This is a genomic window from Pelorhabdus sp. sgz311001, from assembly GCF_055901755.1.
The window spans coordinates 186,786-207,194 of sequence record NZ_JBVXUT010000007.1 but is presented as its reverse complement, the minus strand read 5'-3'; the positions used below and the strand labels follow the sequence as shown (position 1 = coordinate 207,194).

24 protein-coding genes are annotated in these 20,409 nt (G+C 42.7%); 15 read left to right on the top strand and 9 right to left on the bottom strand.

The window, feature by feature from the left end:
* Window positions 1-88 precede the first annotated feature (88 nt).
* From AC0MXB_RS16970 to AC0MXB_RS16960, 3 genes are all read right to left on the bottom strand, one after another.
* Window positions 89-2,056 (bottom strand): methyl-accepting chemotaxis protein, encoded by a 1,968-nt coding sequence (locus AC0MXB_RS16970; RefSeq protein ID WP_474040913.1) that lies wholly within the window; start codon window positions 2,054-2,056, stop codon window positions 89-91.
* Between the two features lie 246 nt (window positions 2,057-2,302).
* On the bottom strand, window positions 2,303-3,115 hold the full coding sequence (locus AC0MXB_RS16965; RefSeq protein ID WP_474040912.1) for a D-alanyl-D-alanine carboxypeptidase family protein: 813 nt from the start codon (window positions 3,113-3,115) through the stop codon (window positions 2,303-2,305).
* Window positions 3,116-3,128: 13 nt separating this feature from the next.
* Window positions 3,129-3,749 carry a GntR family transcriptional regulator gene (locus AC0MXB_RS16960; RefSeq protein ID WP_474040911.1) on the bottom strand — a complete coding sequence of 207 codons (621 nt, stop codon included), beginning with the start codon at window positions 3,747-3,749 and terminating at the stop codon, window positions 3,129-3,131.
* Window positions 3,750-4,075: 326 nt separating this feature from the next.
* Here AC0MXB_RS16960 and AC0MXB_RS16955 point away from each other — a divergent pair, with 326 nt between their 5' ends.
* Both AC0MXB_RS16955 and AC0MXB_RS16950 read left to right on the top strand, forming a co-directional pair.
* On the top strand, window positions 4,076-4,582 hold the full coding sequence (locus AC0MXB_RS16955; protein ID WP_474040910.1) for an L-2-amino-thiazoline-4-carboxylic acid hydrolase: 507 nt from the start codon (window positions 4,076-4,078) through the stop codon (window positions 4,580-4,582).
* 207 nt (window positions 4,583-4,789) lie between these two features.
* Window positions 4,790-5,932 carry a YkvI family membrane protein gene (locus AC0MXB_RS16950; protein WP_474040909.1) on the top strand — a complete coding sequence of 381 codons (1,143 nt, stop codon included), beginning with the start codon at window positions 4,790-4,792 and terminating at the stop codon, window positions 5,930-5,932.
* Window positions 5,933-5,963: 31 nt separating this feature from the next.
* On the opposite strand, the gene AC0MXB_RS16945 is transcribed toward AC0MXB_RS16950, so the two are convergent.
* Window positions 5,964-6,596, bottom strand: a complete 633-nt coding sequence (locus AC0MXB_RS16945; protein ID WP_474040908.1) for a trimeric intracellular cation channel family protein — start codon at window positions 6,594-6,596, stop codon at window positions 5,964-5,966.
* Between the two features lie 190 nt (window positions 6,597-6,786).
* On the opposite strand from AC0MXB_RS16945, the gene AC0MXB_RS16940 reads away from it, so the two are divergent.
* From AC0MXB_RS16940 to AC0MXB_RS16930, 3 genes are all read left to right on the top strand, one after another.
* A complete protein-coding gene (locus AC0MXB_RS16940) occupies window positions 6,787-7,011 on the top strand; it encodes a hypothetical protein (protein WP_474040907.1) in 225 nt (74 codons plus the stop codon).
* Between the two features lie 135 nt (window positions 7,012-7,146).
* The gene (locus AC0MXB_RS16935; protein ID WP_474040906.1) at window positions 7,147-7,395 is read left to right on the top strand and encodes a hypothetical protein; all 249 of its coding nucleotides are present in this window, start codon (window positions 7,147-7,149) and stop codon (window positions 7,393-7,395) included.
* A 126-nt stretch (window positions 7,396-7,521) separates the two neighbouring features.
* Entirely contained in the window at window positions 7,522-8,220 is a 699-nt protein-coding gene (locus tag AC0MXB_RS16930) for a hypothetical protein (RefSeq protein ID WP_474040905.1), read from the top strand.
* A gap of 125 nt (window positions 8,221-8,345) precedes the next feature.
* On the opposite strand, the gene AC0MXB_RS16925 is transcribed toward AC0MXB_RS16930, so the two are convergent.
* Window positions 8,346-8,582: a DUF4405 domain-containing protein gene (locus tag AC0MXB_RS16925; protein WP_474040904.1), complete on the bottom strand. Its 237-nt coding sequence runs from the start codon at window positions 8,580-8,582 to the stop codon at window positions 8,346-8,348.
* 267 nt (window positions 8,583-8,849) lie between these two features.
* On the opposite strand from AC0MXB_RS16925, the gene AC0MXB_RS16920 reads away from it, so the two are divergent.
* From AC0MXB_RS16920 to AC0MXB_RS16900, 5 genes are all read left to right on the top strand, one after another.
* The gene (locus tag AC0MXB_RS16920) at window positions 8,850-9,851 is read left to right on the top strand and encodes a uroporphyrinogen decarboxylase family protein (protein ID WP_474040903.1); all 1,002 of its coding nucleotides are present in this window, start codon (window positions 8,850-8,852) and stop codon (window positions 9,849-9,851) included.
* A 104-nt stretch (window positions 9,852-9,955) separates the two neighbouring features.
* Window positions 9,956-10,822, top strand: a complete 867-nt coding sequence (locus AC0MXB_RS16915) for a transporter substrate-binding domain-containing protein (protein ID WP_474040902.1) — start codon at window positions 9,956-9,958, stop codon at window positions 10,820-10,822.
* A gap of 23 nt (window positions 10,823-10,845) precedes the next feature.
* Entirely contained in the window at window positions 10,846-11,550 is a 705-nt protein-coding gene (locus tag AC0MXB_RS16910) for an amino acid ABC transporter permease (protein WP_474040901.1), read from the top strand.
* Between the two features lie 17 nt (window positions 11,551-11,567).
* Window positions 11,568-12,275: an amino acid ABC transporter permease gene (locus AC0MXB_RS16905; RefSeq protein ID WP_474040900.1), complete on the top strand. Its 708-nt coding sequence runs from the start codon at window positions 11,568-11,570 to the stop codon at window positions 12,273-12,275.
* Between the two features lie 154 nt (window positions 12,276-12,429).
* Window positions 12,430-13,029 (top strand): LOG family protein, encoded by a 600-nt coding sequence (locus tag AC0MXB_RS16900; protein ID WP_474040899.1) that lies wholly within the window; start codon window positions 12,430-12,432, stop codon window positions 13,027-13,029.
* On the opposite strand, the gene AC0MXB_RS16895 is transcribed toward AC0MXB_RS16900, so the two are convergent.
* Window positions 13,026-14,180 carry a CdaR family transcriptional regulator gene (locus AC0MXB_RS16895; protein WP_474040898.1) on the bottom strand — a complete coding sequence of 385 codons (1,155 nt, stop codon included), beginning with the start codon at window positions 14,178-14,180 and terminating at the stop codon, window positions 13,026-13,028. The genes AC0MXB_RS16900 and AC0MXB_RS16895 overlap by 4 nt on opposite strands.
* A 212-nt stretch (window positions 14,181-14,392) precedes the next feature.
* Here AC0MXB_RS16895 and AC0MXB_RS16890 point away from each other — a divergent pair, with 212 nt between their 5' ends.
* From AC0MXB_RS16890 to AC0MXB_RS16875, 4 genes are all read left to right on the top strand, one after another.
* Complete coding sequence (locus AC0MXB_RS16890) at window positions 14,393-15,550, top strand: glycerate kinase family protein (protein ID WP_474040897.1); 1,158 nt, start codon at window positions 14,393-14,395, stop codon at window positions 15,548-15,550.
* Window positions 15,547-17,298: a pyruvate kinase gene (gene pyk, locus AC0MXB_RS16885; protein ID WP_474040896.1), complete on the top strand. Its 1,752-nt coding sequence runs from the start codon at window positions 15,547-15,549 to the stop codon at window positions 17,296-17,298. The genes AC0MXB_RS16890 and pyk overlap by 4 nt, the downstream gene beginning before the upstream one ends.
* A gap of 146 nt (window positions 17,299-17,444) precedes the next feature.
* Window positions 17,445-17,708, top strand: a complete 264-nt coding sequence (locus AC0MXB_RS16880; protein WP_474040895.1) for a GlsB/YeaQ/YmgE family stress response membrane protein — start codon at window positions 17,445-17,447, stop codon at window positions 17,706-17,708.
* Window positions 17,709-17,878: 170 nt separating this feature from the next.
* Window positions 17,879-18,037 (top strand): hypothetical protein, encoded by a 159-nt coding sequence (locus tag AC0MXB_RS16875; protein ID WP_474040894.1) that lies wholly within the window; start codon window positions 17,879-17,881, stop codon window positions 18,035-18,037.
* Between the two features lie 447 nt (window positions 18,038-18,484).
* Here the strand turns inward: AC0MXB_RS16875 and AC0MXB_RS16870 are convergent, their stop codons facing one another.
* From AC0MXB_RS16870 to aroD, 3 genes are read right to left on the bottom strand one after another with little or no spacing between them, the layout of a single operon-like run.
* The gene (locus tag AC0MXB_RS16870; protein ID WP_474040893.1) at window positions 18,485-18,658 is read right to left on the bottom strand and encodes a YjfB family protein; all 174 of its coding nucleotides are present in this window, start codon (window positions 18,656-18,658) and stop codon (window positions 18,485-18,487) included.
* 19 nt (window positions 18,659-18,677) lie between these two features.
* Entirely contained in the window at window positions 18,678-18,908 is a 231-nt protein-coding gene (locus AC0MXB_RS16865; RefSeq protein WP_474040892.1) for a hypothetical protein, read from the bottom strand.
* Window positions 18,909-18,938: 30 nt separating this feature from the next.
* Window positions 18,939-19,706, bottom strand: a complete 768-nt coding sequence (gene aroD, locus AC0MXB_RS16860) for a type I 3-dehydroquinate dehydratase (protein WP_474040891.1) — start codon at window positions 19,704-19,706, stop codon at window positions 18,939-18,941.
* A gap of 147 nt (window positions 19,707-19,853) precedes the next feature.
* On the opposite strand from aroD, the gene AC0MXB_RS16855 reads away from it, so the two are divergent.
* Window positions 19,854-20,369: a hypothetical protein gene (locus AC0MXB_RS16855; RefSeq protein WP_474040890.1), complete on the top strand. Its 516-nt coding sequence runs from the start codon at window positions 19,854-19,856 to the stop codon at window positions 20,367-20,369.
* Window positions 20,370-20,409 lie beyond the last annotated feature (40 nt).

The following is a 20,409-nucleotide window of genomic DNA, read 5'->3' as shown; positions in this document are numbered from 1 at the left end:
TGGTTTGCGCCGAAAGCTATTAAGGTAAAATATTATTGCATCTGAGGGTGAATTCTGATGAGGTTCACTTGGAAGAGGGCCTTTGGCATTAAATCTTGAATTTTTGTATTTCCTTTTTTAATGTTTCGGCTTGTTTTAACAGTGTATTGGTTTCTGAGAAAATAGATTGAACCGAAGCGGCTTGTTCTTCCGTAGCGGCAGCAACTTCTTCGGTAGCTGCTGCATTGCTTTCAGAAACGGCAGCGGCTTCGTTGATGGAGCTAGATACTTCAGTGGCATTTTCGTTGACTGCCGTTGTTTCGGTCGAAATATGCTCAATTTGTACAACAAAGTCTTGTACAGCCTTGTTAATCTCGTGGAGTGACTGCTGACTTGTATGAGAGGCCTTTTCTAAGTCGAGAGCAATATCATTGCTTAGTGCAATTTCTTCAACAGCCAGTTTTGTTGTTGCTTGAATGTCCTTAATCAACTGTTCGATTTCTTTACTCGAGTGATTGGACTGTTCGGCAAGTTTACGAACTTCTTCGGCTACGACGGCAAAACCCCGGCCTTGTTCGCCCGCGCGTGCCGCTTCTATAGCTGCATTGAGCGCTAATAGATTGGTCTGATCGGCTATATTGGAGATGACTTCTATAATATGACCGATTTGTGAGGATTTTTCAGCTAGTTCGGCGATCGAATCACGGACATTGATAACAGCTTTTTGATTTTCCTGCATCAATATTCCCTGTTTAGCAATCGTCGCATTTCCTTCGTGGATTGCTGTCATCGCTTCGCCTGCTGTGGTATTCGATTTTTGTGCGGCACTAGTAATTAAGTGAACGGAATTTGCCATTTCTTTTACTCTATCGGCGCTAGAGGTGATTACATCGGATTGTTTCGTAGCGGCTTGAGCCATATCAGTAATGGTAATTGCAATCTGCTCCGATACTTGACCAGCTTCGCCAGCGGCATGATTCATTTCTGAGGCGGATTTTAATAGATAATCAGCTGTACTTGATATTTCTGTTATCAATTTGCGTAAATTACTGCCCATCTGATTGAAAGCTTGTGACAATAACGCCACTTCATCTTTTCCGGCAACTTCGACAGAAATGCGTAGATCACCGTCGGCCAAGAGTAAGGCGTTTTTGGTTAAATTAGAAATTGGATTAGCAATTTTCCGTGATATATACGTAGTAGCAAGCCCCATGAGTAAAAGGGATAAACAAGCAATTAGCAAATAGACGTTCCTCAGTTGTGCCAGTGGTTCAAATATTTCCGCTTTTGATACAGTAAAGGCAATTGTCCAGCCGGTACTTGGGATTTTTCTAAATACGGTAATCATATCTTTTCCCTGTAGCGTATACTCGATATTGCCCGATGGCGTATTTAACATTTTGGTGGCAATCGTTTTTAACTCTTCATTATCGGCAAGGTTCGAAGCGATAAATTGTGGGTCACGATGAGCTAAAATAGTTCCTTTTCCGTCAATAATATAAGCATATCCCTTGCCGTTCAAGGTCGCTTTTTCAATAATACTAGTCAGCGTTTCGAGTAAAATATCTTCAGCCATGACGCCCCTAAGCTTTCCCTGGGAATCTTTTAAGGCGATAGCCGGGCTTACACAAAACTTTTTTGTTGTTGCATCAATATAGGGATCGCTAAAAATGAGTCCGGTTTTATCTTTAGCGTTTGAATACCAGCCGCGTTTGCGAGGGTCATAATCAGAAGGCATTGGTGAGGACTCACCGTGAATGAATTTGCCATCTCGTTCAAAGCCGATATAGATATCAGAGATTTCTTTATCGTTGGGATCCAGTTTGAAATAAGAAGCGGGAATTTCGCCATTTGTTGTATTTTGGATCACGAAGGCTAAATCTTGCAGTGTTTTTGCCTTTTTTTCTAACCAATCATCAAGAACCTGCGCCTGTTGGTCGGCAATTATATCCATATTTATGTTGATGTCTCTAGTGAGTTGTTTACTGGCATTCCAATAACTAAATAGACAAATAGAAAGTAGCATTACCATCGTTAGCGATAAAATGTAGATTACGAGCTTTTTTTTAATATTCATAGGCGCCTCCCGCATTGATGTGATTACACTTTACATGATTATTACATTTACTGAGCAAAGTGGTGTTAATATGGAATTAAATATATGTTAAATTAATCGATAATGAATTAATGCGTATTAAATTAATAGATACTAAACCGATTAATTGTAAATAAATGGAATACAAAGGGCAAAAAAAAGACTGGCTTGAAATATTTCGCAGTCAGTCGAAATGTTATTATACTATGAAATTGATTGGCGCTTTGCTTAAAGCGCTTTTTTTAATTGAAAACCATAATTCATTAAATGAATTGAGTCATCCCAACGTTCATCATCATTTAATAATACTACAATAAGCTCAACGCCATTTCGCTTGGCGCCAGCGGCTAAACAATCTCCTGCCGCATCAGTGTAGCCTGTTTTTATTCCATTAGCGCCAGGATAAATTCGCAAAAATTTATCAATATTTTTTACGAACAGTGGTGGACGGTTTAAAAAATGAACGGTGTAGCTTGGTGTTGCTACAATTTTGGCAAATTCGGGATTTTGCATACCTGCTGCTGCGATTTTTGCTAGATCGCTGGCCGTAGAAAAGTGATTATAGGGGTCGGGTAGACCGTTAGGATTAGAAAAGTGACTGTTTACTGCGCCAAGTTGATCGGCTTTTTCGTTCATCAGTTTGGCAAAGGCGGGGACAGAACCAGCAATATGTTCTGCGGCGGCGACAGCAGCATCATTGCCAGATACAAGCATCATTCCAGTTAATAAATCCCGTAGCGGCAGTTTGTCGCCAGCATGGATACCTAGGTTTGATTCTTCCGTAGAGGCGGCGTTTTTGCTAACAGTAACAATGCTGTCTAATTTGCCTCGTTCTAAAGCAATTAAAAGAGTGAGCATTTTAGTAGTGCTTGCTGGGTACATGATTTTGTCGGCATCTTTAGAATAGAGGACTTGCTGTGTTTTACCATCGATCATTATACCGGCCTCGGCACTAGTTGTTGGCGCTATGGGCGCAGCGGCAGCTAATGTCTGCCAGCAAAGTAGTAATAAAAAAATAACATAAAGACAACGTTTTTTCATGAATGGTTTCTCCTTATAAAGAGTCGGAAGTCGTAAGTGTTTCGATATCGGCTCGTAGTATTTTCATGGCTGTGTTGACATCCCTTTTTTCAATATAATCTACGATTGCTCGGTGTAAATCCATGGTCGCGTCATGTTCAGTCTGGACAAAGTACACGGTTTGAAGATACAACGCGTTTTCCAGAGCTTCATAAGCGTAGGGGTTTTTGTACATGGAAAACAATTTCAAATGAAATTCGCAGTTATATTTCCAGTGAGCCATGAAGTCATGATCAGGGCAAGCTGCATATTTATCGCAGATTATGCGCAATGTTTCCAGACAGTCTGTATCTATGTTAGAAAAGTAACGTTCTAAAAAGGCTGGTTCTGTAACGGCGCGAAATTTTGCCAGTTCTATCATATAACTTTTATCAGGTTGCAAGATTCGATAGCCTTGGCGCGGGATGCTGATTAAAAACTTCTTGCTAGTTAACTGGAGCAGGGCTTCGCGGATAGGAGCTCTGCTTACTTGATATTTTTCTATAAAAAACTTTTCCGTCAAAATCATGTCGGCAGAATAGACGCCTTTGATAATATCAGTAAACATAGCCTCATATACTTGATCTTTTAAAGTCGTTACAAGACGATTTTTCATTGTGGATCTCCTCGATCGATATAGGCTTATTATACCTTGGGAAAATTTTATAAGTCAAGTTGCTGCCGAAGGTAAACCGCAGTGGTATGACTAAAAATACTGTAAACAAATTCTCGATTGTCGTTAAGTTTGTTATTTTGTTGAAGCTAAGTGTAAATAAACAGATAAATAAATCTCCATAATGAAAACTATTGCCTTTGCTGTTTTCTTGTGATATGATTACGGCAAGAGCTCTTATGGGTAGTAAAAAGAGGATTTATGGATGTCAATTGGATTTTTTAAAGAGTTAATAATACATGATGTGATCATATTAGAGGAGGAGTTCTATGATAATTAATGAGGCGAAACTTCATGATGATGAATTGGTAAATGTACGGCGTAGTGCTACAGAGCATCGTGCCACTTGGACTGGTTTGACCTATGTAAAAGCGCGAGAAGCCGGTGAAGCGGCAGCGGCAGAAAAATTTATTCGTCAGGCGATTGTCGAAACCGGACTAACGCAAGGCGCGGAACTGAAAGCGGCTTGTTCTGATCCTGAAAATTTAAGTTGTTTTGGTGATGTTTTTCTTGCCCAAGATGTGGCAAAAACTTTTGAGCTTGAGTACAGGCATAAAACACAAGAACTTTTAGAAATGGACTTTCATTACTGTCCGCTGCTAAAAGCCTGGCAGAAGTTGGGGCTTGATGATGAAACCTGTGAAAAATTATGTGACATGGCGATGGATGGCGATCGTTATATTGCTAAAGCCATGGGTTACGGCTTTGAGTTAGGCGACACCATTGCTAAGGGATGCAAGACCTGTCATATTACGTACTTTAAAAAAGAGAAATAAACAATGTAAAGTACAAAAATTTTAAATATCATACTTGGAGGATGACGATATACAGCTTGTACATAATTGAATGCACGATTAGCAGAGCAGCTAAGTATACCTATAACCGCAAAGGCCAAGGTGATGACTTAGCTGCTCTTTGTCTTTATACAAGGATTAGTAAGGGATTAAATTAGAGGCGAGTTTAATAGGATAGGAGATGTTATTGTGGATAATCATACGGTGCGTTTGAAAAAAATATTTATTCTTGCTGGTGCGATATGCGCTTATTGGATTGGAGCCGGTTTTTCTACGGGCCAAGAGGTTCTGCAGTTTTTTGCTGTGAATGGAATTAAGGGTATATGGGCTGCTGGCTTGTGCTGTATCCTTACTTGCATCTTCTCCTATACATTATGGAATCTAGGGCAAAGGGAGAATTTTGAAAATCCCTACGATGCGTTTCAGTATTATTGTGGTAAATATTTGGGCCAAGTCTATATCTGGTTCAGCGTTGTTTTAAGTTATGGCATTTTTGTGGTCATGATGGCTGGCGGCGGTGCAACAATCCATCAGTATTTTGGTGTGCCGACCTATTTGGGGACAGGCTTTATCGGGATTCTCTCACTGCTGACCGTATTGCTTGGCGTGGATCGACTCATTAATATTATTGGGGTTATTGGGCCTGTTAAGATTTTATTTGTTGCCGTAATCGGGATCGCTGCATTGTTTTCTGTTTTGGGTGAGCCCGCTATGCTCATGCGCGGCGATGCGCTAATGCCGACGCTTGGTTTCCAGTCTGCTTCTGATAATTGGGCCTGGTCAGGCGCTCTCTACGCGTTCTTAGCATTAATGATGAGTATCCCCTTCCAAGTAACTTGTGGTAGTCAAGCTGCGAATCAGCGAGAAGCTCGCATCGGCGCAATTGTCGGCGGGGTTATGTTTACGGTAGCTATTATATTTCTTGTTTTGGCGGAGATTGTTTATCATGCTCTTATTGTAGGACAGCAGGTTCCCACTCTGGCTATCGCGAATCACGTTTCGCCGTTGCTGGGACTCACTTTTTCGATCATTATCGTATTATGCATTTATTCAGCCGTAGCCTCGGTTTTACTGATGGTCGTTCGCAAATTTGCTGTGGACAAGACAAAAACGTTTAATACAGTAGCTGTTGTGTTGACTAGTATCGGTATGTTTTTTGGCAGTGTCATTCCCTTTGACAAACTAGTAAATTTGCTTTTTCCGATTACTGGTTATGCCGCCATTTTATTTGCGATTTTGATGCTTTTTAAAGAAGTTAGACGCAAAAGCGCCGCACCGTCCACCGCTTTCACGGAAGTTTCCAATGCTGAGCGGCATATCATAAAGGAATAGTACTGAAATGAATTTTTAATTACGAGGAGCTTTAACTGGTCTTTTGCCAGGTTAGTTTTGGTAGACTCCATTGCCCGCGTATGGCTAATAAACGAATCAAGAAGGTAATGCTGCTGCTTACAAGTGAGGTGATACCTAGATCAACATTCCACATTGTCGCTAAATAGAAACAAAGGCCGCCAAGAATCGAACAAGTTGCATAACAGTCATTTTTTAAAACAGCGGGAATTTTTCCTAGTAATAAATCTCCGATAACACCGCCGCCAACAGCAGTAATTGCGGCAAGGAAAATAAGTCCTATTCCGGATATACCTGTTTGATGGGCCGTAACGGCGCCCGCAGTAGTAAATGCAGCTAAGCCTAGGGCATCAGGAATGAGGATGTAAGAGCGGTTAGATATATCGCGCTTTAGCAATCGATAGACTACACCTGCCATAATAACTCCCAACGCTGCTACGGCTACATCGACATTGGCGGAAAATGCGTAAGGAATTCGATTAATTAATATATCTCGCACTACGCCGCCGCCGAGGGCGTAAACGATACCTAAAATAAGGATTCCGAGAAGATCTAAGTGTTCTTGGATTGCTTTCATTGCGCCAGCGAAGGCAAAGGCAATGACGCCGAGCAGATTCATACTTATTACTAAGTCGATATGGATCATTTGTAGAAGAGCTCCTTTAGCTATAGTTCTTATCAAAATAGTGACTATATTATAGCTGGCGTATTTTTTTAGTCAAGAAAAATTTAAAAAAAGATTGGGAATTATTAGGTGCATTTGGACATTTCCGAAAATAAAGCTTTTATTATTGCCGGGAATGTGGTATATCTTAAATAATAAGCTGATTTTGAGGGTGATCAAAACGATTTGTGAAAAATGCAATTGTACCATGGAAGAATCTCCGCGGAAAAAAGTAATGCGTTGGGGGGCGCCAGGGAGTGATCATTATTCAGAGACGGTATATACGTACTATTTCTGCAAGCAATGTAACGTAATTGGCGTTAAAAAAGAAGAAGCCAATAATACGCTTTTGGTACAAGGTGAAATCAGCCAGCAGCTTGGTGTAGTTAGAAAGTAGTAGAAAAATTCATTTGTAGAATGTATTACAACCATCGAAGTAAAGCAGCAGCTTTATTGCGGTGGTTTTATTTTATTTCCATTGAAGGAAAATGACTAAAAATGTCGAATTTTATTAAAAAAGGAGGCGGAAACAATGAGCTTTGAGCCAGAACCGTTTGAAGAAGAACTTTTCAATGCCAATACTCGGTTTATGTGGCAGCAACTAATGCTAGTAAGAAATATTCCTGAATGTCATGGAACATTAAAAAAGGTACTACCTAAACTTGTGGTTGTTGGCAAGCAAGAGTTTAATGAAATTATACGTGATACTTATGGACAATTATTGCCCTATATTATAAGCTATGGCGAAGCTTATATCGTCAAGAACGAAGAATACCTCTAAGTTAGCAGTGATTTTTACTGTTTTTATAAAAAGTAATGAATCCCCTTCGGATTATCATAAAGTTGTCATATTTGCTGGCTATAATAAGCCTAAAGATACTAAAAATATTCTTGAGGGGGATGGACCATGAAACAAATATTCAATAAACAGCGTATTTTAGGTTTGACTGCAGGGATCGCCATTCTTGCCGGAACGATGAGTCCTTTCGTTGTGAATGCGTCACCGCAATTTGAAGGTGGCGAACAACCGCCAATTGTGCATCAAGGTAAATTTGCTCCAAACCCGAATCAATTTGCAGAACATGTTTCAAGCGTTTTTGGTGTAAGTAAAGATGAAGTTTTGAAATATCAGCAAGAGCATATCGCTTTTCGCGATATTTTCCGAGCTTCTTTTTTGGCAAAAGCCAGCGGAAAATCTTTAACAGAAGTGATGCAGGCTAAGACGTATGATAATACTTGGAAAGATGTGGCGCAGACCTTGGGTGTGAGCAAAGAGCAAATGAAAGCGACCCGTAATGATATTGCTGCAACGCGAATGGAACAGAAACTGAAAATCTCCAAGCAAACTTCGCTTGATCTGCTTGGGCAAGGCTATCATCCGCGTGATATTACTGTAGCTAATGCATTGGCCCAAAATACGGGCAAATCAATTGGTGATATATTAGCGCAAAAGCGGATCAATAACTCCTGGCAGGATGTGGCCGCGTCTTTAGGCGTCGATGAAAATACTTTTAAAGAAGATATGAAAAGTATTCATAAGGCGATGAAACCGCAAGGATTTCCCGGGCAACACGGCCCCCATGCTTTTCAACAAGGCATGAATTGAATAAAGGAATATAGATTTGCCGCTAGCCCCTAGTTATAGATGAATGAATCTATGACCGGGGGCTTCCGCTTTATCTAAAGTAGAAGCTCTCGGCGATGTAGCCGAGAGCTTTAAGGGGGATGTTCCTATTTTGACGTAAGTTTATTTCTGACCATGGTCTTTATCCAGCCAGAATGAAAGAAGAGATGAATTAGTACGAGACCTGTTAAAATATAGCTCGACCATTCGTGAAAGGGTTTGAGCGGCAAAACCCTTAGTTCCGGCAGTTTGAGTGATAACAAGATCCCTGTTCCAGCGCTGATCAAGCCCAAACAGAATAAGGCTATATTTAAGTAAAAATTTTTATCTGCCTTTGATATCATAAGTGAATCCTCCTATGAAAAGAAAGTATTACTTATCATACCGTAAGGTTGTGACAAATTTGTGATAACTTCTCTACGACTAAATTTTCTATTGACATCGCTGCAGCACTTGTGTAATATAAGGAACAAATAAAATATTTTTAGGCGCTTTAGCTGATCAAAAAGATTGAAGGCTAAGCACAGAAGGGATTTTTCTGTGCTTAGCCTTTTTGTGTTGCCTAAAAAAGATATGTTGTCTAAAAAGAAACGATAAAGGGGTATAAAATCATGACACAAACGAAAAAAGAACTTGTTCTCGCAGCTTTTCAAAATCAACCGGTAGATCGGATTCCTGTTGGCTTTTGGTATCACTTCCTGCCCGACGCGGAAACGGCTGAAGGGGAAGGGAATCCGGCGATTGCCGCAGCCAATTTGGCAGGTCTGAAACGATTTTATGAGGGCTTCCAGCCTGATTTTATCAAGATTATGAGTGATGGCTACTTTCTCTATCCGAATGCGGCATTGCGTGATATTAAGTCTGTTAAGGAAGCTTTGCCGATTCGTCCAATTGGGCCTAAGGCTCGCTGGATTGAAGAACAGGTCAATTTGGTAAAACAAGCGGTAGACGCTTATGGTAAAGAGGTACTGCTCTTTTATAATGTTTTTGCGGCGCCGCGCTATTTGGAGTTTTTACAAACTGCAGCGGATCCGAACGGTGTTTTTGTGAACTTGTTGAAGGAAGACAAGGCAGCGCTTAAAGAAATTCTCGACGTGATTTCAGAGGATCTAGCCTCTCTGGCAACACGGGTGATTACGGAAGGCGGCGCTGACGGAATCTATTTCAGTGTGCAGAATCTGCCGAAGCCGGAAGTAACCAGAGGAGTCTATGAAGAGATTATTGCGCCAGCAGAAAAGAAGATTTTAGCTGCTGCGAATCAGGTCAGCGCTCATAATATTCTTCACATTTGCGGCTATGCTGGCTGTCACAATGATTTAAGCTGGTACACTGACTACGAAGCAAAAGTCATCAATTATGCGGCTGTTGTTGAAGGGATTCCTTTATCAAAGGCTAAGGATTTATTTGGCGGTCGGGCTGTGATCGGCGGGCTTGATAATACGAAGAACAGCTTGTTATATAGCGGAACAAAAGAAGACATCGAGGCAGCTGTGGCAGATATTATTCGTGATGCAGGCAAAACGGGTGTGATTATTGGCGCCGACTGCACTGTTCCTGGCGATATTGATTTGCAGCGACTTCAATGGGTACGTGAAAAAGCGGCTTCGCTTTGAGAAGACTGTGGATTTTGTAAGGCGACATCGGTTAAAGTTGCCGATCTAAAGCTGGTTTTAGGGGATACTGTGTTGCCATAAGAATTTAGAGGAGGAAATGAATCATGAATAAATTTATAAAGCTGTTGGCGGTGGCGGCAGTTCTCGTAGCTACGGTTGTCAGTGCCGGCTGCGGCAAATCAGCTGACAAAAATGCGGGAAATGCGGCGGCGTCTAGCGGTGATAAAAAAGTAGTGCGCGTTGCCTTTACGAATTATTATGTGCCCTATGACTTTGTCAATAAAGACGGTCAGGAAGACGGGATTGAAGTGCAGATTATGAAGGAAGTAGAAAAGAAGCTGCCAGGCTATCAATTTAAATTTGTACCCACATCAGATGATGATTTGCTGATTGGTGTGGAGTCAGGCAAATATGATGTAGGGATCAAAGGTGTCTGGCAGACAGAAGCGCGTAAGAGCAAATTTATTTTCCCGAAAAACTATATTGCCGCCAGCGTGATTGGGTTAACGATCCGTAAGAGTGACGCCGATAAGATTACCGATATGGACAGCTTTGCGAAAAGCGGCGGTAAGCTTGTGCCGATTGCACCGCAAAATGCTCAGTATGCCGTTGTAGAAGATTACAATAAGAAGCATCCTGATACGCCTATTAAATTGCAGGCTTCCGAGTCATTCCAGATTGCTGACGCCTATACTTGGGTTTTGGAGGGCCGCTATGACGCCTTCTTTGATATTGAACTAGCTTTCAAAAATAATGTAGCTGATGAAAAAGGAACCTATCATAAATTCAATGACCAATTGACTTATGTTCGTTATAGCGCGATTCCGACTTATCCGATTTTCAACAAGAAGAATCAGGAGCTTGCTGACGCTTACGATAAAGCAATTGATGAATTAACGAAGTCTGGAAAAATAAAAGAATTGGAAGATAAATATTTTGGCGAAGACTTGCTGCGGCTTGTGGCCAAATAAAGTTTTCCCGAATGGAGGACGCCATGAGACCCTTTGATCCTCTCTATATTTTGACGGTCATACCCGAGCTGTTGCCCTTTTTGGGGATCACCTTAGCTGTTGTCCTCAGTTCGGTGTTCTTAGGCAGTTTGCTTGGTGGTTTGCTGGCAACGGCCAAGCTGAGTGAGAAGCCTTTGCTCCGCTTCTTGGCCAATGCCTATACAGGCATCATTCGTTGTACACCGTCCATTATTCTGTTATTTATCGTTTTTTATGGACTGCCCAAGTTTTGCTTGGAGGTCTTTGATTACGATATCAATGAATTTCATAAAATGTTTTTTGTTATAACAACCTTTACGTTGCTGTTTGCAGCGCCTGTATCGGAAGTGATGCGTTCCGCTTATCTGGCAATTGACCGCGGACAATATGAAGCGGCAGTTAGCATTGGTTTGACTCCAATTCAAGCCCTGCGGCGCATCGTGATTCCGCAGGCGGCGATCATCGCTCTGCCTAACTTCGGCAACTCCTTTATTTCGCTGTTAAAGGAAGGCGCTTTGGCTTATACGATCGGCTTAATTGATGTGTTAGGCTCTGGCAACCTAATCATTGCGCAAAATTATGGTTCCTATGCCTTGGAAATCTACCTAGCCTTATCGGCTATATATTGGGCTATGGCTCTTTTATTTGAAAAAGCCTTCTTTATGTTGGAGCATCGACTGTCACGGCACAAACGGCCGCAGACCGTATAGGAAAGGAGGCGGCTTTTGTGGAACTTGATTATGATTTTATGGCGAAGACGCTATGGGTGATTCTTCAAAGCGTTCCTGTTACGTTAAAACTAACGGCTGTATCGCTTGCTGTAGCGATTCCCTTTAGCTTTTTTATGGCTTTGGCGCGGATCTATGAGGTAAAAGGAATTAAGCCTTTAGTGCAGCTCTATGTTTCCTTTATTCGCGGCACGCCCATGGTGCTTCAGATCCTAGTCGTATATAGTTTGATGCCTAGCTTGCTTAATTCGGTTGTGAAAACCTTCGGCTGGCAAATCAAAGTGTTTGACGTGGATCCCATTTTTTACGCATATATCGTATTTACCCTAAATACGATGGCTTTGCTATCGGAAGTTTTTCGGTCAGCGCTGCTGAGTTTGGCTGACGGGCAAATGGAAGCAGGTTTATCTATAGGCATGTCTTACTTCCAGATTTATCGGCGTATTTTGATTCCCCAGGCCCTTGTATCAGCTTTGCCTAACTTGTGCAATCTGACTGTCAATCTGATGAAAAATACTTCGTTGGCTTTTCTAATGACAGTGAAGGAAGTTACCGCTACAGGAAAAATTGCCGCTTCCTTCGGTTATAATTACATTGAAGCATATATAGACGTCTTTCTTGTCTACCTTGTTTTGTGTGCGGTAACGCAGCTGGCCTTTCATTGGGCCGAACAGCGCCTCGGCGTGTTTCAGAGGCTAAAATATTGATAGCTTACAGGAATTATCTGCTTTTACTGGAATCATAATAAAGCGAGCTTCTTGCAAAACAGATGCCGTCATGAGAACTTTTTCTTGTGGCAGGCTTTTGTTTTTATAAATTGGTTGTTTCGTTAGAGTGTATTAGCAGATGAGGTGGTTGTTAGTGAAACGAATTTGTGTATATTCCGGTTCTAATGCCGGAGTGCGAAGTGAATACAGAGAAAGCGCCATTACATTAGGAAATGTCCTTGTGGAAAATGGGATAGAACTTGTTTATGGCGGTTCTAACGTAGGACTGATGGGGGAGATTGCCCACCAGGTTTTAAAACGAAACGGCCGTGTTACTGGTGTTATTCCCAAAGGGCTGTTTCCTGATCGAATTGTTAGTAGCGAACTGACGCGGCTGATTGAGGTAAAGGACATGCATGAAAGAAAGAAAACCATGGCTGATCTTTCTGACGGATTTATTGCTTTGCCTGGCGGGATTGGCACTTTTGAAGAACTCTTTGAAATTCTTACTTGGGCGCAGCTCGGGATTCATAATAAGCCTGTGGCGGTTTTGAATGTAGCCGCTTTTTATGATCCGCTAGTAAATCTCTTGAAAAATACAACGGAAGAGGGATTTATGAATGAGTCAAGTTTTAACTTGTTGCTTGTTTCCTCGGATCCGCAAGAGTTAGTGGCCAAGATGAAAAACTATGAAAAGGTTGATCCTGGTTTGAAATGGCGCAACCTGGCCGAAAAGCGGCAAGTTGGCAATTAACTGTGCAAAATAACTTTACATAATAGCGCGTGATTTAAGAAGTGGCAGGGATCTAATCCTGTCGCTTCTTTTAGTTTTTCCAGACGAAATAATAGTGTATTGCGATGAATAAACAGCGTTTTCGCCGTATCGGTTAGGCTGAGATTATTAGCAAGCAGATAGGACAATGTTTGCTTCATATTATATTTTCGTTCAAGTTCCTGTTCGATTTGACGGCGCAGTTGATCTAGCGGCTGTGGCGGATTAGCGGCTAGGGTAGTCGTGACATAATCGGCTAATATATCTAGATCATGAATTGTGGCCAGCGGCTGTTTTCTACTCAAGGCGAACAGCGCTTCTTTATAAGATTGCGCCAGTTTGTTGGAGGAGTTTAGTAAGCTGCCCAGTCCCAGCGGGAAGGCGAGAGCTTTGTCTGGCGATAAGACGTTTCTGACAGCTTGCGCCCATTCTTGACGGTGCTGTAAACTCTTTTCCTGAGAGAAATGTTTTAGAATCAGCAGTTTTGTTTCAAGGAATACGGCAAAATCTTCCGGCCTTAATAAGGCGGCGTCAGTGAGCTGCAAGAGCAGAGCTTCTTTAGAACGGGCTAAGGCAAATTCCGCTAAATTTGTTGTTTCCAGCGCTCCTGGCAGTAAACTTTGCATGTCTGAAACCAGGACGCAGCGCGGCAGTGATAAATCGAATTTGAGCAGCTTTGCCATTTTGACAATTTTATCAGTATTTAAGGACGCTTCGGGAGAAAGCAGCTGTAAGGCGAAGTTTTCCCGTAATTGGGATTGGGAGCGGGCTTCTTCCTGCAGCAGTTCTTGCTCAATAATTAGTTCAGTGATCATTTTGACCATGAGAGCAACAGAACGTACGGCGTCTGGATGGCCTGATACGCCGACAACGCCGATCATTTGGCGATTAATAATAATCGGCATGTTGAGTCCAGGTTTAGCGCCGTTGTAGCGATCAATCTCATGGGGATAGATTTCTACTGGTTTGGCGCTGGCGATGACTTGTTCGGCGCCTTTGTGCAGACTGTTGATTCGATCAGGCTGGCCGGAGCCGATAATAATCCCGCGCGGGTTCATGATATTAATATTTTGGTGAACGAGCGGCAGCAGTTTATTAACAATCTGTTGGGCTAGCAAGGGGGAGAGTAGCAAGAGGCTTCACCTTCATTAGTTATTTTATATAAAATATATTCTAAAGGAGCGCTAAAATCCTGCTTTTAATTTTGTTTGTTGTATATATTGCACAATAAAATAAACTATGCATGACGATTCCTTATAATGTTTGAATATTGTACTTAGTCTTATTTTTTTATACAATGAAAGTAAATTTATGAATGTACAATAAACTGGAAAAGAGGGGTAGCATGCGCATTGTAGTAGCGCCCGATTCATTTAAAGGCAGTGTTTCAGCTGTGGAGACAGCTCGAGCGATGGAACGGGGAATTCTCCGCGTTTTTCCGCAGGCGTCTGTAGTGAAAGTTCCCATTGGCGACGGTGGCGAGGGCACTGTTGAAGCCTTGGTTGCGGCAACAAAAGGTGAGCTGATTGCTGCCGAGGTCGTAGGACCGCTTGGTAATAAAGTACAAGCTTTCTGGGGCATGCTCGGCGACGGGGATACCGCTGTGGTGGAAATGGCCGCCGCTTCCGGATTAACCTTAGTGCCTGAGGGACAGAAGGATCCAGGCGTTACAACAACCTATGGTACGGGAGAGTTGATTAAAGCCGCTTTGTCACGTGGCGTAAGCAAGATTATTGTGGGAATTGGCGGCAGTGCTACGAATGATGGCGGTTGCGGAATGATTCAAGCGCTTGGTGGCAAATTTCTTGATGCGAACGGACAAGCATTGCCTTACGGCGGGTTGGCTTTGCGTGATTTGACTACGATTGATCTTTCCGGTATGGACCCGCGGCTGCAAACAGTAGAACTTGTTGTAGCTTGCGACGTAGATAATCCCTTGTGTGGCGAAAATGGCGCTTCCGCTGTCTATGGCCCGCAAAAAGGCGCTTCACCGCAAATGGTAGCGAGCCTTGATCAGTCTTTGGGCCATTATGCTGTGATTGCGTCTAAGGCTACAGGCCGCTCCATTGCGGCGCAAGCTGGTGCGGGCGCTGGCGGTGGAATTGGCGCTGGTTTCTTATTCTTTACGGATGCTGTACTGCGTCCTGGTGTTGAAATTGTTTTGGAGGCAACTTCCTTTGATGCTCTCGTCAAAGAAGCTGCTTTTGTCATGACTGGCGAAGGGCGTACTGATTTTCAAACCGCTTTTGGCAAGGCCCCTGTCGGTGTGGGGAAAGCGGCGCAAAAGTACGATGTGCCAGTATTCTGTCTTGCTGGCGGCCTTGGCCAGGGCTATGAAGCTGTTTTTCAAGCCGGTATTGATGGTGTTATGAGTAGTGTGCCTGCCCCGATGGCCTTAGACGAATGCCTTAAGGGCGGCGCTGATTTTATTGAAGTGGCGGCAGATCGATTATGCCGTATTATTGCTGGAGCGATGCGCGTGAAAGGAACGAAGTTATCATGATGAAAAAAACGAAAATTGTTTGTACAGTAGGACCCAGTACGGATCAGCCGGGTATTTTAGAAGCGATGTTAGATGCCGGAATGAATGTGGCTCGCTTTAATTTTTCGCATGGCACGCATACAGAGCAAGGCGAACGGATTTTAAAAGTGCGCGCTGCCGCTAAAGCCAAAGGTCTGCCTGTGGCGTTAATGCTTGATACGAAAGGGCCGGAAATGCGACTCGGTCTGTTTGCTGACGAAAAAGTTATCTTAGAACAAGGACAGAAATTTACTCTTACATCTCGCGAGGTAAGTGGTACGAAAGAAATCTCTACAGTGAATCACGCACTGCTACCGCAAGAAGTTACGGCAGGTGATCTGATTTTGCTTTCTGACGGCCTTGTATCTCTGCGAGTGGAGACCGTTGTGGGTGACGAAATTCATACAACCGTACTCAATACAGGCAGCATTGGCAATCGTAAACGCGTAGCGGCGCCGGGAGTTTCCGTTAATTTGCCGCCGCTCTCGGAACAGGATATTGCCGATGTACGATTTGGCGTAAAAGAAGGTCTCGATTTTATTGCCGCTTCCTTCATTCAGCGCGGCGCTGATATCTTAGCAATCCGCAAAGTTTTAGAAGAAGCCGGGTCTACTATGCAGATTATTTCCAAGATCGAAAATGCTCAAGGCGTGAAAAATATAGACGAGATTATTGCCCTCTCTGATGGAATTATGGTGGCTAGAGGCGATCTTGGCGTGGAGATTCCCACGGAAGAAGTTCCCCTTGTCCAGAAAATGATTATTGAAAAGTGTAATGAAGCAGGAAAGCCAGTTATTACTGCTACGCAAATGCTAGAATCGATGATCGTGAATCCTCGGCCAACTCGCGCGGAAGCCAGTGATGTAGCAAATGCTATTATGGACGGAACCGATGCCATTATGCTAAGTGGTGAAACGGCTTCTGGCAAGTATCCCATCGAAGCCGTGGCGATGATGGAGAAAATTGCAATTCGCACCGAAGCTGCCTTGGCTTATCAGGACATCTTGCGCCGTAAAGGCTTGTGCTTGAATAATACCATGACTGACGCGATCAGCCATGCCACAGTGCAGATTGCGCAACAGCTAGAGGCGGCGGCCATTATTACGACAACCCAGTCAGGCTATACCCCGCGCATGGTTTCTAAATATCGTCCGCAAGCGGCAATTATTGCCGTAACACCTCATGAAAAAACAGCAAGAGCAATGCAACTGTTGTGGGGTGTGCAGGTTCTGGTAGGAACCGATTATCAGGATACGGATGAAATGGTGAAAGGCGCCGTCAATCGTTCTCTGGAAGCGGGATTGATTAAAGAAGGCGATTTAGCTGTGATCACCGCAGGTGTTCCGGCTGGATTAAGCGGCAATACGAATCTGATTCGTGTTTGCGTCGTTGGTCAAATTTTATTGCGTGGCACTGGAATTGGCCAAAGTGTAGTCACTGGAACCGTAAAAGTGATTCGGTCTGCTAGCGACTGGCAGAGTGTCACAGAAGGAGATATTCTGGTACTGGCAGGTCTGGAAGAAGAGCAGGCGGCTTTAGCAAGTAAAGCAAAAGCCATTCTCTGCGAAGAAGGCGGTCTTACTTCTAACGCGGCAATCGTTGGCATTCATCAACAGATCCCAGTCATTGTCGGTGTTGATCACGCGCTAGAGCTTTTGCAGACAGGCAATCTTGTCACTGTCGATGCGGCGCGAGGCCTTGTATATCAAGGGGAAATTAAAGCAAAATAGGTAGTGCTTATTATTGCTATTTTATTAATAAAAAAACTGTTGCTCGGCTTGAATTTGCCGTGGCAGCAGTTTTTTTGTAGCCCTTTTTTTCTAATTTTGTATAAAAGGATAAAAATGGCGAATACTAGAGCGAGGAGGTGAATAAAATGCTGTGGTCTTTAGGAATTGGACTTGTTGCCGGTTGGCTTGCTGGCATGATTTCACAAGGCAGCGGTCTGGGGCTTTGGGGCGACTTAGTGACAGGCGTTGTCGGTTCTTTTATTGGCAGTTTTTTATTTAATATGATGGGAATTGCCGTTTACGGTCTATGGGGAACGCTGCTTGCCAGCACCCTCGGCGCAGTTTTATTATTGTGGATTCTGCGGATGGTTTTTCATGTAGCACCAGCGGCTGCCAAGAAGAAGGAATAGAAAAAAGGTTTTATTTTGGCGATTCGCTAAAATAAAACCTTTCTAACTTTTCGAAAAAGTATCTTTACATTTAAAATTATAACAATAATGATTCTCATTTACAAAAAGTTCTAATGGTACTATAATAGGGACTGCAAGAAAAAGTAAATGAATAGAGAGGATGAATTTATATGAATAGCAATGTATGTTATTTGGACGCTTGCGCTCCTAAAATATATGCTAAAGAAGATCGTAAATTAAAACAGAGTAACAGCCGCATTGTCATTGGCGGATATTTAGCTTCACTTCTTTCTAGTTCTGTATTGTTTTATGCTGTTTCTCTTGCTTGAGTAACATATAAAATAGGGTAGAACTTTTTGGAAGAACTCGCAACTCTTAACGGGGGGCGAGTTTTTTTCTTTACCATTGGTCTTGCAGGGAAAAGCGGACATGAAGGCTTGACTGGACTAGACGTTTGTTTTTGTCATAGAAGTAGACTAATTTGTGAAAGGCCTGAGGTTCAGTGGTTTGCTGGCCCTGTCTGTCGGCATAGGTGATTTCAATAGATCCTTGTTGTACACACTTATCCATGGATAGATCACTCACTTTCAAACATTTCTAAATTCCAATTTATACCATCTAGTATTTAATATATACTAGTATAATACAAATGGAAATAGTAAAAATATATCGTAGGATAAAATTATTTTGCTCATTTTTAAATAAAAAAATAAAAACGCCTCTTTTTAGGCGTTTTTATTTTCATTATGTGGAGTTTTGATAAAAAATTTTATCGTCTAGGCTTGAATATCAATATTTTGTCCAAGGTGAGGTAAGGCCTCGCGCAACAGACTCAGCGTATCTTGTCCTGTCTGATCCATATTTTCTAATACTTTTTTCATAACTAATGTATCAGCTGTGGATAAGGTCTGAACTTGACTTGAGACAGTTGCTAAAGCTGCTATATCCATTCGGGCTTACACCTCGCTTTTATGCATTAACTTGATGCTGTTGTTTTGACTCAGTGAGATAGATTTGCCATTCTGGGCTGGACGGGTAGATGAATCGCCACTCGTCGCGATTTAATACATAAATATTTTCGTTTTCGTCTACATTGATCCATTTTCCGCTGGAAGGAGACAAAAACATAGGATGTGAATAAGATTTCTTTGTTCTATTTTTGTGTAACAGGGCATCGCTGCACTTATTTACAAGACTCATGGTATCAGCTCCTTTGACAGTATTATACTACTAAGAAGGGGCTAAATCCTCTTTCTTTTTTACGAGGCTTTGGAGGATGCGAAAATCATCAATTGGAATTTGTCCCGGCGCGGATGCTTTTTGGCCAACAACAAAAGTAACAGAAGAGCCAATATCAGCGGCCATCATCCGTGTAATTACGCCGTAATCGCCCATCGATAGCGCAATAAGCGGAATGGATAAAATTTTGCGAGCTGCCAGAGCGGCGCTCATTAAGGTGAGGACATCTTCCATTGATTGCGGCATAACCGCTACTTTAGCCACAGAAAAATCGGCGGATTCGCTTTCCTTAAACTTAGCAATTAACTCTGATTGTGGTGGCGTGTGGCTAAAATTATGATAAGAACCAATGACTTTTTTGCCGACCGCAGCTGCACGTCGGGCGAGCAGTGCTTTTGCTTCGCTTTTTTGGCTCAGCTCACAATCAACATATTCAAGCTGGGTTTGCTCACAAACGGTTGCCGTTAATTCAACGGACTGATCAGCCGACAGCGAAGTCGCTTGCCCTCCCTCGGCAAGCGAGCGAATGGTAAAGATAAAAGTTGTATCAGGAGCGGCTTCTTTTAATTTTTTCGCTGTTAAAAGAACTTCCGCAGTATTACTTAAGGAATGAAAATAATCGGCGCGCCATTCCACAAGATCTGGCTGTTTGGGTAGGATCGTTTGTAATTCCGTTAGAAGTTCTGTCTGAGATTGACTAACAAGCGGGATACAGCAAAGTGCTTGGTCATTTTTGCTTACTTTCTGGATATTCATCATTATCTCACTCTTCTCCCGCCGTTTTTTCTTTACTGTAGCAACTCCCCTGCAGGTTGTCAATAGAAGCAAAATAAAAACTCATGCATAGAATGTAGTACGATTAGTTCTTACAGCTTGCCTATCGCTGTAGGGAGGGAGGGGAAATGCATGGAAGAAGGACGCAAAGTTCCCTGCGGCTGCTGTCAGCTCAGCTTTGCTGTAGTTGTAGCCAATAAGCCAGCTACTGTAGCAGCTAACTTTTGGTCGCAGGCGACAGCAACTGGCGAAATTTGCGGGGAAAAACAATATGGTCATATTGAGATTACTGCGAATGGTCTGTTGCCACTAGGGGTCTATACCGTATTTTTTATAACCGATAGAGGCTACTATCCGGCAGCGCCGCTTGACGCTGTTTATACATCTGATGGTTTTGATCCGAATCGACTTGTGGTGAATTCCAATGGTATTGTAAATTACTATATCGCTCAATTTAATTACAATCCTTTTAGGGGAATTCCTACAGCCAGCGGTCTAGCTCGCATTCAGGGCGTCGCCATCAACTATCATTTAGATCGTACGACCTATGGGATGTCGCCGGGAACAGCCAATGTCAATGTTTTTGATCAACTAGTCGCGCCGATGTGCCTACTACGGCAAGACGAGGAAAAAGAGAAAAAACGGTAGTAAAAAAGTCTAACTAGACTGCATGGCAGCTAGTTAGACT

Bases quoted from the DNA above. Each gene is read 5' to 3' on its own strand.
- AC0MXB_RS16925 (WP_474040904.1), bottom strand. From the start codon at position 8,582: ATGATATCAAAGGCAGATAAAAATTTTTACTTAAATATAGCCTTATTC.
- AC0MXB_RS16855 (WP_474040890.1), top strand. From the start codon at position 19,854: ATGGAAGAAGGACGCAAAGTTCCCTGCGGCTGCTGTCAGCTCAGCTTT.
- AC0MXB_RS16865 (WP_474040892.1), bottom strand. From the start codon at position 18,908: ATGAGTCTTGTAAATAAGTGCAGCGATGCCCTGTTACACAAAAATAGA.
- AC0MXB_RS16870 (WP_474040893.1), bottom strand. From the start codon at position 18,658: ATGGATATAGCAGCTTTAGCAACTGTCTCAAGTCAAGTTCAGACCTTA.
- AC0MXB_RS16960 (WP_474040911.1), bottom strand. From the start codon at position 3,749: ATGAAAAATCGTCTTGTAACGACTTTAAAAGATCAAGTATATGAGGCT.
- AC0MXB_RS16970 (WP_474040913.1), bottom strand. From the start codon at position 2,056: ATGAATATTAAAAAAAAGCTCGTAATCTACATTTTATCGCTAACGATG.
- AC0MXB_RS16880 (WP_474040895.1), top strand. From the start codon at position 17,445: ATGCTGTGGTCTTTAGGAATTGGACTTGTTGCCGGTTGGCTTGCTGGC.
- AC0MXB_RS16920 (WP_474040903.1), top strand. From the start codon at position 8,850: ATGACACAAACGAAAAAAGAACTTGTTCTCGCAGCTTTTCAAAATCAA.
- AC0MXB_RS16890 (WP_474040897.1), top strand. From the start codon at position 14,393: ATGCGCATTGTAGTAGCGCCCGATTCATTTAAAGGCAGTGTTTCAGCT.
- AC0MXB_RS16910 (WP_474040901.1), top strand. From the start codon at position 10,846: ATGAGACCCTTTGATCCTCTCTATATTTTGACGGTCATACCCGAGCTG.
- AC0MXB_RS16935 (WP_474040906.1), top strand. From the start codon at position 7,147: ATGAGCTTTGAGCCAGAACCGTTTGAAGAAGAACTTTTCAATGCCAAT.
- aroD (WP_474040891.1), bottom strand. From the start codon at position 19,706: ATGATGAATATCCAGAAAGTAAGCAAAAATGACCAAGCACTTTGCTGT.
- AC0MXB_RS16955 (WP_474040910.1), top strand. From the start codon at position 4,076: ATGATAATTAATGAGGCGAAACTTCATGATGATGAATTGGTAAATGTA.
- AC0MXB_RS16875 (WP_474040894.1), top strand. From the start codon at position 17,879: ATGAATAGCAATGTATGTTATTTGGACGCTTGCGCTCCTAAAATATAT.
- pyk (WP_474040896.1), top strand. From the start codon at position 15,547: ATGATGAAAAAAACGAAAATTGTTTGTACAGTAGGACCCAGTACGGAT.
- AC0MXB_RS16915 (WP_474040902.1), top strand. From the start codon at position 9,956: ATGAATAAATTTATAAAGCTGTTGGCGGTGGCGGCAGTTCTCGTAGCT.
- AC0MXB_RS16965 (WP_474040912.1), bottom strand. From the start codon at position 3,115: ATGAAAAAACGTTGTCTTTATGTTATTTTTTTATTACTACTTTGCTGG.
- AC0MXB_RS16945 (WP_474040908.1), bottom strand. From the start codon at position 6,596: ATGATCCATATCGACTTAGTAATAAGTATGAATCTGCTCGGCGTCATT.
- AC0MXB_RS16930 (WP_474040905.1), top strand. From the start codon at position 7,522: ATGAAACAAATATTCAATAAACAGCGTATTTTAGGTTTGACTGCAGGG.